Origin of the sequence: Rummeliibacillus sp. TYF-LIM-RU47 (genome assembly GCF_008638315.1) — a bacterium.
Taxonomy (GTDB): domain Bacteria; phylum Bacillota; class Bacilli; order Bacillales_A; family Planococcaceae; genus Rummeliibacillus; species Rummeliibacillus stabekisii.
Map to the genome: position 1 here is coordinate 167334 of NZ_VVIR01000001.1, position 14706 is coordinate 182039.

A 14706-nucleotide genomic window follows, 5' to 3' on the forward strand; every position below is an offset into this window, starting at 1 on the left:
TTTTCTTGCGGCATAGGCTATTTTCGTGTAGTATTAAGCACGTTGTTTAATGAAAGTCACACTACAATTTGGTGAGGGCTTTTTTAATTCCTCTCTAATTTTGGTAGGCTTTTCTCTCACTAAAGAGAGTTTTTATCTGTTAAAACGAGAAAAAATAATCATACATATCACAAAATAGAGCGAAAAAAAAGAGCAGAAAAATGTCCTCTTTTTCGATATGATGATGGATATATGTTTTGAAAGGGGTCTACTTCATGTATGTAATGACTCAAAATGGCTGGATTGAAGTAATCTGCGGTAGTATGTTCTCTGGGAAATCAGAAGAGCTGATTCGCCGTGTACGAAGAGCGCAATTTGCAAAACAAAAGATTGTTGTGTTTAAACCTAAAATAGATAATCGCTATAGCGAAGAAGCTGTTGTAAGCCATAATGGCACAACGGTTATCGCTTATCCTATTTCACAATCTACAGACATGTGGGGCTATCTCTCAGATGATGTAGATGTGGTAGCAATTGATGAAGCTCAGTTTTTTGGAGAGGATATTATTGCTACTGTTCAACAACTAGCGAATCATGGATATCGAGTTATTTTAGCTGGGCTTGACCAAGACTTTAAAGGGGTTCCTTTTGGGCCAATGCCACATCTAATGGCGATTGCGGAGCAGGTAACAAAGCTTCAAGCAGTTTGCAGTGTTTGTGGATCACCTGCAAGCCGTACACAGCGGTTAATTAATGGACAACCTGCTAAGGCGGATGATCCAGTTATCTTAGTGGGCGCTGCGGAGGCATATGAGCCTCGCTGTAGACACCACCATGTTGTACCGGCGAGTCAAACACAAGTAAAGTGAAATGCTGTTAAAACTTGATCCGTTCAATCGATAAAGAGATGACAGAAAATGCCCGTCAACGGGTTACGAAGAGTGGCTGCTGGCTGCTCTTTTTTCATTTTCGCTAGAGGGATTATGCTGTAGAAATACAGCACTTCAGTCTTTAGTTTTGTGAAATTTAATGCCACTCAGTATTAAGCCCATTTGCGGGATTAAAATAAATCATGAAATTTTCAAAAAAGTAGCATGCCTTGCTGTTTTTCTTTATACTAATAAATGGAGCACATAAAACAGAATCCTTTTTAGCAGCGTCGACAGGACCCTGCTTTCCTTCATAAAGTGATGGCCAATCATGGGATTTTGTTCAATCTCCGCTGATTGGTACGTAACACTAAAACGGACGCTTTGTGGACAGTTCGCTGAAACGGACTAACCATTGATCCGTAAGGACAATAAACTTACTACAGATACAGAAAGGTATTGGTGAAATATATGTTTGATCGCTTACAAGCTGTAGAAGATCGCTATGAAAAATTAAACGAACTTCTAAGTGACCCGGATGTTGTATCCGATTCGAAAAAGCTAGCGAAATATTCAAAAGAACAATCGGATATTCAGGAAACAGTAGAAGTTTACCGTGAATATAAATCTGCAAAAGAGCAACTGGCTGAAGCACGCGAAATGCTAGAAGATAAATTAGATGCAGAAATGAAAGAAATGGTAAAAGAAGAAGTAAATGAGCTTGAAAGTAATATTGCTGATTATGAAGAACGCCTACGCATCTTATTAATCCCGAAAGATCCGAATGACAGCAAAAACGTTATTGTGGAAATCCGTGGAGCAGCAGGCGGAGACGAAGCAGCATTATTTGCTAATTCACTTTTCCGCATGTACAGCAAATATGCAGAAACGCAAGGCTGGAAAATTGATATCATGAACGCTAACCCAACTGAGCTTGGTGGTTATAAAGAGATTGTCTTTATGATCAACGGACAAGGCGCTTACTCAAAATTCAAATTTGAAAGCGGAGCACACCGTGTACAACGCGTTCCTGAAACAGAATCCCAAGGACGTGTTCATACATCCACTTCAACTGTAGTCGTAATGCCAGAAGCAGAAGAAGTAGAATTAGATCTACAAGATAAAGATATTCGTGTGGATATCTACCATGCATCTGGTGCAGGTGGACAGCACGTCAACAAAACGGCATCTGCTGTTCGTATGACACATATTCCTACAGGGATTGTTGTAGCAATGCAAGATGAACGTTCTCAATTGAAAAACAGAGAGAAAGCAATGAAAGTATTGCGTGCACGCGTCTATGACAAATTGCAGCAAGATGCTCAAAGCGAGTATGATGCAGAACGTAAATCAGCTGTAGGTACAGGTGACCGCTCTGAACGTATCCGTACGTACAATTATCCACAAAACCGTGTGACCGATCACCGCATTGGCTTAACCATCCAAAAACTCGACCAAATTATTGATGGGAAATTAGATGAGTTGATTGATGCTTTGATTTTGGAAGAACAAGCGAAGAAGTTGGATGCGCTAAATGACGCAGCCCTTTAAATACATTTATGAGGCCCTGAATGGGGCTTCTTCTTTTTTGCGGGAACATGGTCGAGAAGAAATTGCTGCAAGACTTCTATTGCAGCATGCATTAAATAAGTCACATACTGAATTATTAATCAGTATGAGGGAGCCTTTAACAGCAGAGCAAAACCAATCGTACTGGCAAATGGTTGAGTCACATGCGAAAGGGACGCCAATCCAATATATCACGGGTTCAGAAGAATTTTACGGACGAACCTTTACAGTCGATCCATCTGTCCTCATACCGAGACCGGAGACAGAGGAATTGGTGGAAGAAGCATTAAAAAGAGCTCATCGAATATTTGAAGACGGGGCAGAGATAAAGCTTGCAGATATTGGGACAGGAAGCGGGGCAATCGCTGTCACGATGAAAAAAGAAATGCCCGTACTAGAGGTGACAGCAACTGATATTTCGTCGCAAGCATTGCAGGTTGCAAAGAATAATGCCAAACGATTGAGTGCAGATGTATGTTTTGTGCAAGGCGATTTAACAGAACCAATCGCACAGCATAAGTGGCAAATTGTTTTATCAAACCCGCCCTATATTGCTTACCAAGAGGCGGAGGATATGTCTGAGGTCGTGCTGGATCATGAACCGCACACCGCACTCTTTGCAGAAGAAAATGGTTTAGCCCTATATAGAAAACTAGCAGAAACATTGCCAAGTATTATGGCAAAACCTAGTTTCATAGGATTGGAAATTGGTTATAAACAAGGTCCAGCTGTCGTCCAATTATTCAAAGATAGCTTTCCTGATGCCAAGGTTGAGCTATTAAAAGATATTAATTCAAACGATCGAATGGTTTTTTGTGAAATTGATGTATAAATAGTAATCTCTTTGCCCATGATAGTTTCATGGAGGGGATACAATATGCTAGAAGATTACTATACAATCAAACAACCTGAAATCGTGTCTTATGAATCTATTAAACAACCAAAAAAACAATCACAAGTGGCGACACTTTTATTATTTATAACATCTTTATTACTTATCCAATTACTGCTTCTTATTTTTCAAAGTGTTGCTACACAACAATATAGCGCGGATTTGGCACAGCCGAGATTCCGCCTTATTGCTAATAGCAACTCGCAAGCAGACCAACTTTATAAAAAGCAGATCTTAGAAAATATAAAACCGATTATAGAAAAAGAGATGGCCAATAGCTCAGGCTCCGTGAACTTATCCACAATTGAAAGTGAAATCAAAAGAACGCTGGCACCAAAGATTGAGTCGGGCGAAATCAATGTCCAAACAACGAATGCTTTATTTCCGCCAAAACGTAATGATTACAAAATGTATGCACAGGATGTCTATAAGGCAGTTGTTGTCACCATCGGCGCAGGGAAAGGCGACAATTGGTGGTGTGGTTTATTTCCAAAGGTTTGCTATAAAGATAAAGAAGTAAAAGAAGAGAAAAAAGAAAAAGAAGAGGAAAAAGAAAAAGAAGAGGAAAAACCAAAGTTTTTCATCGTTGAATGGTTCAAAAAAATATTTTAGGATGAGAGTTAATCACAAAATTGTGCAAACTTGTCCACATTTCAGAGAATGTTATCAACAAATTGTGTATAACTTTCTGAAAAATAAGGTTTATAGGGAGGTAATCGAATGGAAACGCAACGGCTTGTTGTGGATAACAATGTGGAATCTGAAAAAAGTTATACACAAGCTGTGAATTTGTTAGCTGAAGGCGAGATTGTAGCGTTGCCAACAGAGACAGTCTATGGACTTGGAGCTGTCGCTACAAATGAAGCAGCAGTCAAAAAAATATACAGTGCTAAAGGAAGGCCATCTGATAATCCGCTAATTGTTCACATCGGCACGAAGGAAGAGCTTAGTAAATATGTGGATACCATTTCCGAAAAAGCGGTGAAGTGTATGGATGCATTTTGGCCAGGACCATTAACCATGATTTTTAAAGCAAAGCCAAATGTCTTTGCGAAAAGCGTAACAGCAGGCCTAGATACTGTCGGTATTCGGATGCCGAGTCACCCAGTAGCGTTAAAATTATTGCAAGCTTTAGGTATGCCGGTAGCAGCACCAAGCGCAAATCGAAGCGGCAAACCAAGCCCAACGGAAGCTATTCATGTGGAACAAGACTTAGCCGGAAAAATTCCTTTAATCTTAGATGGTGGGGCGACAGGTGTCGGTGTTGAATCAACTGTCCTTGATCTAACAAAGGAAATACCGGTAATCTTGCGTCCGGGTGCGATTACGAAAGAGATGCTAGAAGAAGTGATAGGGCCAGTTGACCAGCCTACGCATATAGAGCAGGAACAAGGCGCCCCGAAAGCACCGGGAATGAAATATACCCATTATGCTCCGAATGCACCCGTATACTTAATTGAAAGAAACAAACAGATTGTCCAAGAGGCGATTCAATATTTGCAAGCGAAGGATTATAAGGTAGCATTGATTGCATTGCCATCCTTCAAAGAGTTATCACCTGATTGGTTCTTTTCAATAGGCAACACACAGGATGAAATGGCGTCACATCTTTTTCATGCCCTGCGCGCTTGTGATTCCACAGATGCACAGATAGTGCTAGCTACTGCTACTTCAACAGAAGGTGTAGGCGCAGCGATTATGAATCGCTTGGAAAAATCAGCAGGTGGCAAATGGTATTCAGATTTTTCGAACGCACTGAAAGATTAAGTAAGAATTAATTATAATCATTTGAAACTAAAAATGAATTGTAGTGGAAAAAACAGAGACTCCTGCGGGATAGCGATACGGACGGGATCTCACAGCGCAGAGATGAGGCTATACACTCGCCCGCGAAAAGCGTAGTTGGTTTCACTACTTTTAAACCAAATGATTAATGATAACTAAGTTTTTTTCGTAGAGAGTTTTCCTCGTGCCTTGAGGTTTTACTGCTCGTTAAATCAGTAAAATAAAAAATGCTTCTTATTATATAGGAAGCATTTTTATTTTGAAAAATTAGTACCCCTTTTTCTCCCATCCTCAATCTGGAATGAAGAAGAACTTCGTTTCATAGGATATAAAAGATTGTGGTAGAGAAGGGAGTGCTGTTTTGGCAGAAACACTTGCGGCTATATTTACAGCAATAGATGTGTTGACAATTTATTTGCTATTGCCAAATGTAAAATATCGCTTTTGGTTATCTCTATGGACAGGTGCCCTTCACATGTTGTTTCCTTTAATCGGTTTCCATGTAGGTGAATGGCTTGCATCCTATATATCGAGCCTAGCCCAAAATATTTCGGGTATATTATTAAGTTTAATTGGTGTACAACTATTACTAGCAGCTAAAGATCAAAGGCCAGCAACGATTCCGGTCGTCATACTGGCAATTACAACGAGTCTTGATACCTTTTCAGTGAGCATATCTTTTGGTATGCTTCAATTAAGGGAGACACTGCTTATATGCAGTATGGGGATTTTTGCCTTCCTATTTTCCTTTATCGCTTTAACTTTAAATAAGAAAATTCCAGTAGCTTTAGGTATATATCTTCAGATGATTGCAGGTGCTGCATTACTTTTGATGGGTATTTTTTCATTAAATTTATAAAAAATTTGAACATTTCGTCAGCGTTATACTATATAATGAAGGGTAAGAGTGCACGATGAGAATTTACTTTATTTGTACAGGAAATACTTGTAGAAGCCCTATGGCAGCAGCTATTTTAAAATCAAGAAACTTACCGGGAGTAGAAGTTAAATCAGCGGGGATCTATGCAATATCGGGACAGCCGATGTCTGCAAATGCACAGGCTGCTTTACAAAAGCATCACATAGACCATGATCATATTTCGCAGCCGGTAAATATTGAGGAACTACAAAGTTCACATTTGATTTTGACCATGACATGCGGGCATAAAGAAGCATTATTACAAGTATATCCTCAAATGGCGGATAAGACCTTCACACTAAAAGAATATGTTTTAGATAGAGATGAAGATGTCATCGATCCATTTGGTGGAGACCTGGATACGTATTTAACAACATTTGAAGAACTGAACAACTTAATTGACGTACTTGAAAAGAAACTACTGGAGGAATAACCCATGGCAAAAAAAAGTGTGCAGCATTCTTTTGGGCTAAAAAAGAAACTCATTTTATTCGTCACCATTCTAGCAATTGTCACCTACAGCATTAGTTTTATCTTTATTGAATATGTGCAACCGCAATTTTTCCCGAATGTTAAACAATCGGTGTTTCAACTCATTACATATGTTTTAGGTATTATTTGGTCTGGTATTTTGGCTGGCATTTTTAGCTCCCTATTAGTGAAACCATTGCAAAAGCTAGAGAATGTTGCAATAGAAGCAGCTGAGGGGAAAATTGGCAAAGATATTGATATGCCAAGAAGTTCAGATGAGATCCGTTCGCTGTCAGAGGCATTCCAAACAATGCTTGTGAGTCTTCGTCAAATGGTAACAAGCATAAACCAAAACTTCCAAACTACCAATGCAACTGTTTTAGACTTATCGGAAGAAACAGAGCGTGCTACAAGACAGACAGAATCAATCGCAGAAACGATTTCACAAATTTCTGAAGGAGCAACAGGTTCTGCCATTGCTATTCAAGAGACAGCGGAAGCCTTAGAAGATGTTCGTTTATTAGCTGAAGAGGTAAATCAACGTGCCTTGACTTCATCCAATCAATCTACTCAAATGATGGGGGAATTAAAGCATACGACTGATGCTATCAATGATTTGGTAGAAGGTATCCAAAAAATTGCTTCAGGGAATTCTTTGGCGTTACAGGATATCCATCAATTAGAGCAAAATGCTTTGAAGGTAGAGCAAATTATTCAGCTTGTCGGTGATATTGCAGAACAAACGAATTTGTTGGCTCTGAATGCTTCTATTGAAGCGGCAAGAGCTGGAGAGCATGGCAAAGGCTTTGCTGTTGTAGCTGAAGAGGTTCGTAAGTTGGCGGATGAAAGTGCCGAAGCGGTCAAAGGGATTACTCAGCTTATCCAAACCATCCAACTGGATGTACAAACTGTCGTTGGTAAGATGACCGAGCAAGTGAGCATTGCAGAAGGTGAAGTCGCTCGAATTTCAGAAACCACATCTGCAGTAGATGGCATGTCAACGAGAGTTGGCGATATGGCTGCTTCAATAGTAGAAATCTCTGAATTCGTTAGCAAGCAATTAAACAACATCGAAAAAACGGCTCATCAATCACAAGAAGTAGCAGCCATTGCTGAGCAAACGTCAGCAGGGGCAGTTGAAGTCCAAAGTGCTACGGACGAGCAAGTACGCTCTATTGAACAAATCGACCAACTGTCACATATGCTAAAAAAACAATCAGAAGATCTATATCAAATGATCCAACAATTCGAACGATAATCTGTACGCGGGGAAATAAACTTTCTCCGCCTTTTTTTATGTCTAAAATAAACATGGATCCTAAACGTATCACCCCCCTCTAAATTGAGTGAAAAATATGTCTTTATACTAAAATAAATGGTAAACTAAAAGTGAAACTTCCTTCAGCTAGTAACGGCTGAAGATTAGATAAACCGTTTTAATTTTAACGAGCATAGTAATGAATATATTCTCGTACATACGAGATGAATAGCATAATGAAAAGAGGGGACTTCTTTTGAAAATCGCAATATCATCAGATCACGGCGGTAACAATTTACGCAAAGAGATCGTTAATCTATTAGAAGAATTAGAGATGGACTACGAGGATTTTGGCCCAACAGATGAAGGTTCGGTGGATTATCCGGACTATGCTTTACCAGTTGCAGAAGGAGTTGCAAGCGGCAAATTTGACCGAGGCATCCTCATTTGCGGTACTGGCATTGGCATGTCGATTACAGCTAATAAAGTAAAAGGTATTCGCTGTGCGCTTGTACATGACGTGTTCAGTGCTAAAGCAACTCGTTGTCATAATGATTCCAATGTTTTGGCTATGGGTGAAAGAGTGATTGGCCCTGGGCTTGCACGCGAAATCGCGAAAACATGGTTATTGACTGATTTCGAAGGTGGACGTCATGAACGCCGTATTGAAAAAATCTCTACAGTAGAAGCAAAAAACTAAACAACAGATGAGAGGCTTAAGCGATGAACTTACAACAAATCGAAGATCAGCTACAAACGCTGTTAGCCGAATTTGAACAACAAGTCCATTTTCGTGAAGGTCAACTGTTGGTTATAGGTTGTTCAACATCGGAAATTAAAGGGCAAAAAATCGGTACAGCTGGAGGCTTAGAGATTGCGGAAGCACTTTATAAGCCATTACGCGCATTTTCCGAAAAACATGGTCTTTATTTAGCATTCCAAGGATGCGAACATATCAATCGTGCCATCACCATCGAAAGGGAAGCGGCAGAAAAATACGGGCTTGAGCCTGTATCAGTTGTTCCTGCTCAAAAGGCTGGCGGATCCATGTCAGCCTATGCATATCGCCAGATGAAAGATCCGGTTGTGGTGGAAGAAGTTCTTGCACATGCAGGTATTGACATGGGCCAAACATTAATTGGCATGCATTTGAAAAGAGTAGCAGTTCCACTTCGTACTTCCATTACACATATTGGAGATGCGGTAGTGACAGTTGCAACGACTCGCCCTAAATTAATTGGCGGCGAGCGTGCTATATATAATTAAATTTTCATAAAACAGGGGGAAAAGGGTTATGGGAAATCTTGCAGCACAAGAAAAATCAAAGATTGCATCACAAGACAAAGCAGTATTTGAAGCGATGGAAAAAGAATTCGCGCGTCAACAATCAAATATCGAATTGATTGCATCTGAAAATATTGTTTCAGAAGCTGTCTTAGAGGCACAAGGCTCAGTTCTAACAAATAAATATGCAGAAGGCTATCCTGGCAAACGCTATTATGGCGGTTGTGAATATGTCGATGTTGTTGAAAATATTGCACGCGATCGTTTAAAAGAAATTTTCGGTGCGGAATATGCCAATGTACAACCACACTCAGGTGCACAAGCAAATATGGCTGTATACTTCACAATCTTGGAGCAAGGAGATACAGTTTTAGGGATGAATTTATCTCACGGTGGCCATTTAACGCATGGTAGCCCAGTAAACTTCTCAGGCATCCAATACAATTTCGTAGAATATGGTGTGACAGAAGATACACATGTGATTGATTATGAAGATGTTCGCCAAAAAGCACTAGAACATAAACCGAAATTAATCGTAGCGGGTGCATCAGCTTACCCACGTGAAATCGACTTTGCTAAATTCCGTGAAATTGCCGATGAAGTAGGCGCTTATTTCATGGTGGACATGGCTCATATTGCAGGTCTTGTTGCAGCTGGAGCACATCCAAATCCAGTGCCATATGCAGACTTTGTTACTTCTACAACACACAAAACATTGCGTGGACCACGCGGCGGTTTAATTCTTTGCAAAGAAGAATGGGGTAAAAAAATCGATAAATCCATCTTCCCTGGTATCCAAGGTGGCCCTCTAATGCATGTGATTGCAGCAAAAGCTGTAGCATTCGGTGAAGCGCAACAACCAGAATACAAAGAATACATCCAACAAGTTGTAAAAAATGCAAAAGTTTTCGGTGAAGCTCTTACAGCAGAAGGCATCAATATCGTTTCCGGTGGCACAGACAACCATCTATTGCTTTTAGATGTGCGTTCTTTAGGTCTTACTGGTAAGGTAGCTGAGAAATTATTGGATGATGTTCATATTACTGCCAATAAAAATACAATTCCATTCGATCCAGAAAGCCCATTTGTTACATCTGGCGTACGCGTAGGAACACCAGCAATTACTTCTCGCGGTTTCAAAGAAGAGGATATGAAAGAAGTTGCTTCTATTATTGCAGCGGTATTGAAAAATCCAGAAGACGAAGCTGTGAAAGAAGATGCCATTAAACGCGTAAAAGAACTAACAGACAAACACCCAATCTACTCTAAATAATCAGCCCGTAAATCCGGGACTCATACAAAAGCTGCTCTCACTATTAGTGAAAGCAGCTTTTTATTTGATCAATATTATTTATTCAAATAGTTTTTTAAAAATTTGTTTAGAATTTATGCATCCAAAAGTCATGTTGTAACGTCATAACATTAAGTGAGCCCCATTTTGTGGGCAATGAGAATATAAAGTTAATAAAAAATATAAACGAATTACATAAGAACCTGCTATTTCTGTTATAATAAGCAGGATAAACTGAAACTACCAACAGTGTAGAATTACATTTCTGCAGATTGGCAGTTGCGATCGGGCTTTCACACGCAGTAAGAATTCTCCTAAAAGCATTCTCTTCTGAGTTTATTTTAGGGTGATTAGTTGTGTGCAAAAGCAAGATAAATATATATAAGTAGGGAGAGAACACCTTGGGAAAAGTATACGTATTTGACCATCCATTAATTCAACATAAGCTAACATACATTCGTGATAAGAACACAGGTACAAAAGAGTTTCGTGAACTAGTAGATGAAGTGGCTACACTGATGGCTTTTGAAATTACACGTGATATGCCAACAGAAGATATCGAAATCGATACACCAGTTACTAAAACAACTACACAAGTTTTATCCGGTAAGAAAATGGCAATTGTACCTATACTTCGTGCAGGCTTAGGTATGGTAGATGGGATGTTAAAATTAATTCCAGCTGCAAAGGTTGCGCATATCGGTCTTTACCGCGATCCAGAAACACTAAAGCCTGTTGAATACTATGCAAAATTCCCAGCGGATATTGAAGAACGTGAATTTATTATTGTGGACCCAATGCTAGCAACAGGTGGATCTGCGATCGAAGCAATCGATTCACTAAAAAAACGTGGCGCTAAAAATATTAAATTTATGTGCTTGATCGCTGCTCCAGAAGGTGTAGAAGCTATTCATGAGCATCACCCGGAAATTGACATTTATATCGCGGCATTAGATGAAAAACTAAATGACCATGGTTATATTGTTCCAGGTCTTGGCGATGCTGGAGACCGTTTATTCGGCACAAAATAATGATTTCGCAAGGAGTGTTTTGATTGTCTAAAAAATGGAAAGTAATGACGGTATTTGGGACAAGACCAGAAGCAATAAAAATGGCGCCCCTTGTATTGGAATTGAAAAAGCATCCAGACAAGTTCGAAACGATTGTGACCGTAACTGCGCAGCATAGAGAAATGCTCGACCAAGTGCTGGAAACATTTCAAATCACCCCAGATTATGATTTGAACATTATGATAGAACGCCAAACCCTTGTTGATGTGACAACAAGGGGATTGGCAGGTTTAGATGCAGTTTTGAAGGAAGTAACTCCTGACATTATTCTTGTACATGGGGATACGACAACTACATTTATCGCAAGTCTTGCAGCCTTCTATAACCAGATTGCCATCGGACATGTCGAAGCGGGCCTTAGAACTGGCAATAAATATTCTCCGTTCCCGGAAGAAATGAATCGCCAGTTGACAGGGATTATGGCTGACATTCATTTTGCGCCAACTGAACAAGCAAAGCAAAATTTGTTGAGCGAAAATAAAAACGAACAAGCAATTGTTGTTACAGGCAATACGGCGATTGATGCGCTGCAAACAACCATTAAAGACAATTACACACATCCTATTTTAGAAAAAATCGGTAAAGATCGCATGATTCTGCTGACAGCCCATCGCAGAGAAAATCTTGGGGAACCGATGCGTCATATATTCAAAGCTGTTAAACGATTAATTGATGAATTTAATAATCTTCAAATTGTTTATCCGATTCATATGAACCCAGCTGTACGAGAAATTGCGAATGAAATACTTGGAGAAGAATCAAGAGTTCATTTGATTGAGCCTTTAGAAGTATTTGATTTCCATAACTTTGCTAAAAGATCTTATATGATTTTAACTGATTCTGGCGGCGTCCAGGAAGAAGCGCCGTCGCTTGGGAAGCCAGTCCTTGTCCTGCGTGATACAACAGAGCGTCCAGAGGGAATTCAAGCAGGGACATTGAAGCTAGCCGGAACAAATGAAGAAACTATTTATCGGTTAGCAAGTGAATTATTGACAAATGAAGAGGCATATAATGGCATGGCACATGCTGCTAATCCATACGGGGATGGACATGCTTCTGAAAGAATAGTTGAATTTTTATACGATTATTTAACAACAAAATAAAGTATTTTTTCTATTATCAAGAAAAAATGAAAATTGCTAGTTGATATTAACAAAAATTGGTTTATCAATTTGCTTTTGAATGAATGAATGATAATTTCCAGAACACCTTATAAACTTTTTAGAGTTTATAAGGTGTTTTTCTTATTTATATCATTTTTTTAATATATTATTATGGTTTCTTGTAAGAGTGTTTATAACTATGTTTCGAGGATGGAATTAAATCTACCATTCAACCAAAAATAGTAAAAGGATAATAATGCTTAAATATTTGTCTACTATTTGACAAATTAGGCATCTTGTGAAGATTTTCTCAATAACCAATTGACATGAAATATTCACTATTGTATGCTTACAAAGGGTAAGAATGATAAGGGTTTCATAGAAAAAACTCTTTGAAAATCTTTTGATACCAAGTTTCTACTAAATGTGCAGTGAAAATAGGTTTACTGCAGAATTTTAGCGGTTTTTGTACGTCTAGTCGATGTCAAAAGTAAAGCGGTTTCCTCTGGTCTATTTATCATATTTACTTTTTGTGAATAGTGATATTTTGTCTATTGAGTCGCTAGTAGTATTTTACTACTTAACTGGCATCTATTCGGTGGTCAGCTATTACTTCCATCATTCGAAAATAAGATTCAGGAGATTAAAGACCAATGCTTGAAATGCATCAGATTTTTGCACGGCAAAAGAAAATGTTATTTTTTTTGCTCGCATTTTGTGCGCTAGGCTGGGGCTTCACATCTTTTAAAACAGTATTCGCTGGTCTCATAGTAGGCGTGCTTTTTGGTCATTATAACTTTTGGATTCTAGTCCGAAGAATGGAAAAATTTGACCGTGCGTTGAGTGAAGAGAAAAGGGCTCCTGGTTTAGGTTCCGGCTTACGTTTTGCCTCTGGTTTCGCAGCGGCAGCAGTCGCACTTACGTGGCCCACATATTTTCACTTAGTAAGCGTTGTCATTGGGCTAATGATTCCGTACGTTCTGCTTTTAGTAGACAGGATCGTATTTCATGTAAAAAACCAATAAGCACAGTTGAAAGTGAGGTGAATACAAAGTGGAACACAACAATCCGCATTTTGAATTATGGGGATTAGATTTTAACCCGGCAAACTTATTAGTTTTGCTTGTCACAGCTTTAATTGTTTTTCTAATCGCTTTCATTTCTACAAGAAGCCTAAAGTTAAAGCCGACAGGCATGCAAAACTTTATGGAATGGGTTATGGATTTTGTGAAAAATATTATCAACAGTAATATGGACTGGAAAACTGGCGGAAGGTTCCATGTATTGGGCATCACGCTGATTATGTTCATTTTTGTTGCTAACATGTTAGGTCTTCCATTCTCAGTGAAAGTCAATGGATACTTATGGTGGAAATCACCAACAGCAGATCCTACTATTACAATGACTCTAGCAGTAATGATCCTCGTATTATCAAACTACTACGGCGTGAAAATGCGCGGTATGAGTAATTATATCGGGACATTCACAAAACCAATGTTATTCTTATTCCCTTTGAAAATTATTGAAGAGTTTGCGAATACGTTAACGTTGGGTCTACGGCTCTATGGTAACATCTATGCAGGTGAAATTCTACTAGGATTGCTTGCAGGACTGGCTACTATGTGGTCAGGTTGGGGCTTTGCAGCAGCAGCCATCCCAACATTAGTATGGCAAGGATTCTCCGTGTTTATCGGTTCAATCCAAGCATTTATTTTCGTTATGTTAACAATGGTTTATATGTCTCACAAAGTGAGCGAAGACCATTAAGTATAAATTTGTCTGGCATTTGCTAGGCAGCTGACAACCACAAAAATACAAACAATTTCCAAGGAGGAAAATTAACAATGGGTTTATTAGCAGCAGCAATCGCAGTTGGTTTAGGTGCACTTGGCGCAGGTATCGGTAACGGTTTAATCGTTTCAAGAACAGTAGAAGGAATCGCTCGTCAACCAGAAGCTCGTGGCGTTCTTCAAACAACAATGTTCATCGGGGTAGCATTAGTCGAAGCCCTTCCAATCATCGCGGTAGTTATCGCATTTATCGTAATGAACAAATAATCGTCTTTAACTGTTTTATCAAATGGCGAAGAAAATTCCATTTATTGAATCCTTCGCCATTCCTTTATGTCTTAAGGGAAAATGACTCAAGAATGTGTATCTTATACAAAGATTCAATCATAAATGATATGAACTCTAGGCTCTTGAAGGGAGTGAAAC

General features: G+C 39.1%; 16 protein-coding genes. All 16 read left to right on the forward strand.

The window, feature by feature from the left end; all coding sequences use genetic code 11:
- The first annotated feature begins 254 nt into the window (after positions 1–254).
- The 16 genes from F0527_RS00890 (at position 255) to atpE (ending at position 14547) form a co-directional block, all read left to right on the forward strand.
- Complete coding sequence (locus tag F0527_RS00890) at positions 255–848, forward strand: thymidine kinase (protein WP_150283454.1); 594 nt, start codon at positions 255–257, stop codon at positions 846–848.
- 471 nt (positions 849–1319) lie between these two features.
- Complete coding sequence (gene prfA, locus F0527_RS00895; RefSeq protein WP_147195427.1) at positions 1320–2399, forward strand: peptide chain release factor 1; 1080 nt, start codon at positions 1320–1322, stop codon at positions 2397–2399.
- Positions 2383–3249: a peptide chain release factor N(5)-glutamine methyltransferase gene (prmC, locus tag F0527_RS00900; protein WP_150283455.1), complete on the forward strand. Its 867-nt coding sequence runs from the start codon at positions 2383–2385 to the stop codon at positions 3247–3249. Before prfA ends, prmC begins: the two co-directional genes overlap by 17 nt.
- A gap of 45 nt (positions 3250–3294) precedes the next feature.
- On the forward strand, positions 3295–3921 hold the full coding sequence (locus tag F0527_RS00905) for a stage II sporulation protein R (RefSeq protein ID WP_190323353.1): 627 nt from the start codon (positions 3295–3297) through the stop codon (positions 3919–3921).
- Between the two features lie 108 nt (positions 3922–4029).
- Positions 4030–5076, forward strand: coding sequence for an L-threonylcarbamoyladenylate synthase (locus F0527_RS00910; protein WP_150283457.1), 1047 nt, complete (start codon positions 4030–4032; stop codon positions 5074–5076).
- Positions 5077–5455: 379 nt separating this feature from the next.
- Positions 5456–5953: a manganese efflux pump gene (locus F0527_RS00915; RefSeq protein ID WP_150283458.1), complete on the forward strand. Its 498-nt coding sequence runs from the start codon at positions 5456–5458 to the stop codon at positions 5951–5953.
- Positions 5954–6008: 55 nt separating this feature from the next.
- Positions 6009–6446: a low molecular weight protein arginine phosphatase gene (locus tag F0527_RS00920; RefSeq protein ID WP_066791737.1), complete on the forward strand. Its 438-nt coding sequence runs from the start codon at positions 6009–6011 to the stop codon at positions 6444–6446.
- 3 nt (positions 6447–6449) lie between these two features.
- On the forward strand, positions 6450–7742 hold the full coding sequence (locus tag F0527_RS00925) for a methyl-accepting chemotaxis protein (protein WP_150283459.1): 1293 nt from the start codon (positions 6450–6452) through the stop codon (positions 7740–7742).
- Between the two features lie 256 nt (positions 7743–7998).
- The gene (gene rpiB / locus F0527_RS00930; RefSeq protein ID WP_150283460.1) at positions 7999–8442 is read left to right on the forward strand and encodes a ribose 5-phosphate isomerase B; all 444 of its coding nucleotides are present in this window, start codon (positions 7999–8001) and stop codon (positions 8440–8442) included.
- A gap of 23 nt (positions 8443–8465) precedes the next feature.
- The gene (locus F0527_RS00935; protein ID WP_150283461.1) at positions 8466–9008 is read left to right on the forward strand and encodes a TIGR01440 family protein; all 543 of its coding nucleotides are present in this window, start codon (positions 8466–8468) and stop codon (positions 9006–9008) included.
- 28 nt (positions 9009–9036) lie between these two features.
- Positions 9037–10299 carry a serine hydroxymethyltransferase gene (gene glyA, locus F0527_RS00940; RefSeq protein WP_150283462.1) on the forward strand — a complete coding sequence of 421 codons (1263 nt, stop codon included), beginning with the start codon at positions 9037–9039 and terminating at the stop codon, positions 10297–10299.
- Positions 10300–10718: 419 nt separating this feature from the next.
- On the forward strand, positions 10719–11348 hold the full coding sequence (gene upp, locus F0527_RS00945; RefSeq protein ID WP_066791742.1) for a uracil phosphoribosyltransferase: 630 nt from the start codon (positions 10719–10721) through the stop codon (positions 11346–11348).
- 23 nt (positions 11349–11371) lie between these two features.
- On the forward strand, positions 11372–12490 hold the full coding sequence (wecB, locus tag F0527_RS00950) for a non-hydrolyzing UDP-N-acetylglucosamine 2-epimerase (protein ID WP_150283463.1): 1119 nt from the start codon (positions 11372–11374) through the stop codon (positions 12488–12490).
- Positions 12491–13143: 653 nt separating this feature from the next.
- A complete protein-coding gene (locus tag F0527_RS00955; RefSeq protein ID WP_066791744.1) occupies positions 13144–13515 on the forward strand; it encodes an ATP synthase subunit I in 372 nt (123 codons plus the stop codon).
- A 28-nt stretch (positions 13516–13543) separates the two neighbouring features.
- Positions 13544–14257, forward strand: coding sequence for a F0F1 ATP synthase subunit A (atpB, locus tag F0527_RS00960; RefSeq protein WP_150283464.1), 714 nt, complete (start codon positions 13544–13546; stop codon positions 14255–14257).
- Between the two features lie 77 nt (positions 14258–14334).
- Positions 14335–14547, forward strand: coding sequence for a F0F1 ATP synthase subunit C (gene atpE, locus F0527_RS00965; protein WP_066791746.1), 213 nt, complete (start codon positions 14335–14337; stop codon positions 14545–14547).
- Positions 14548–14706 lie beyond the last annotated feature (159 nt).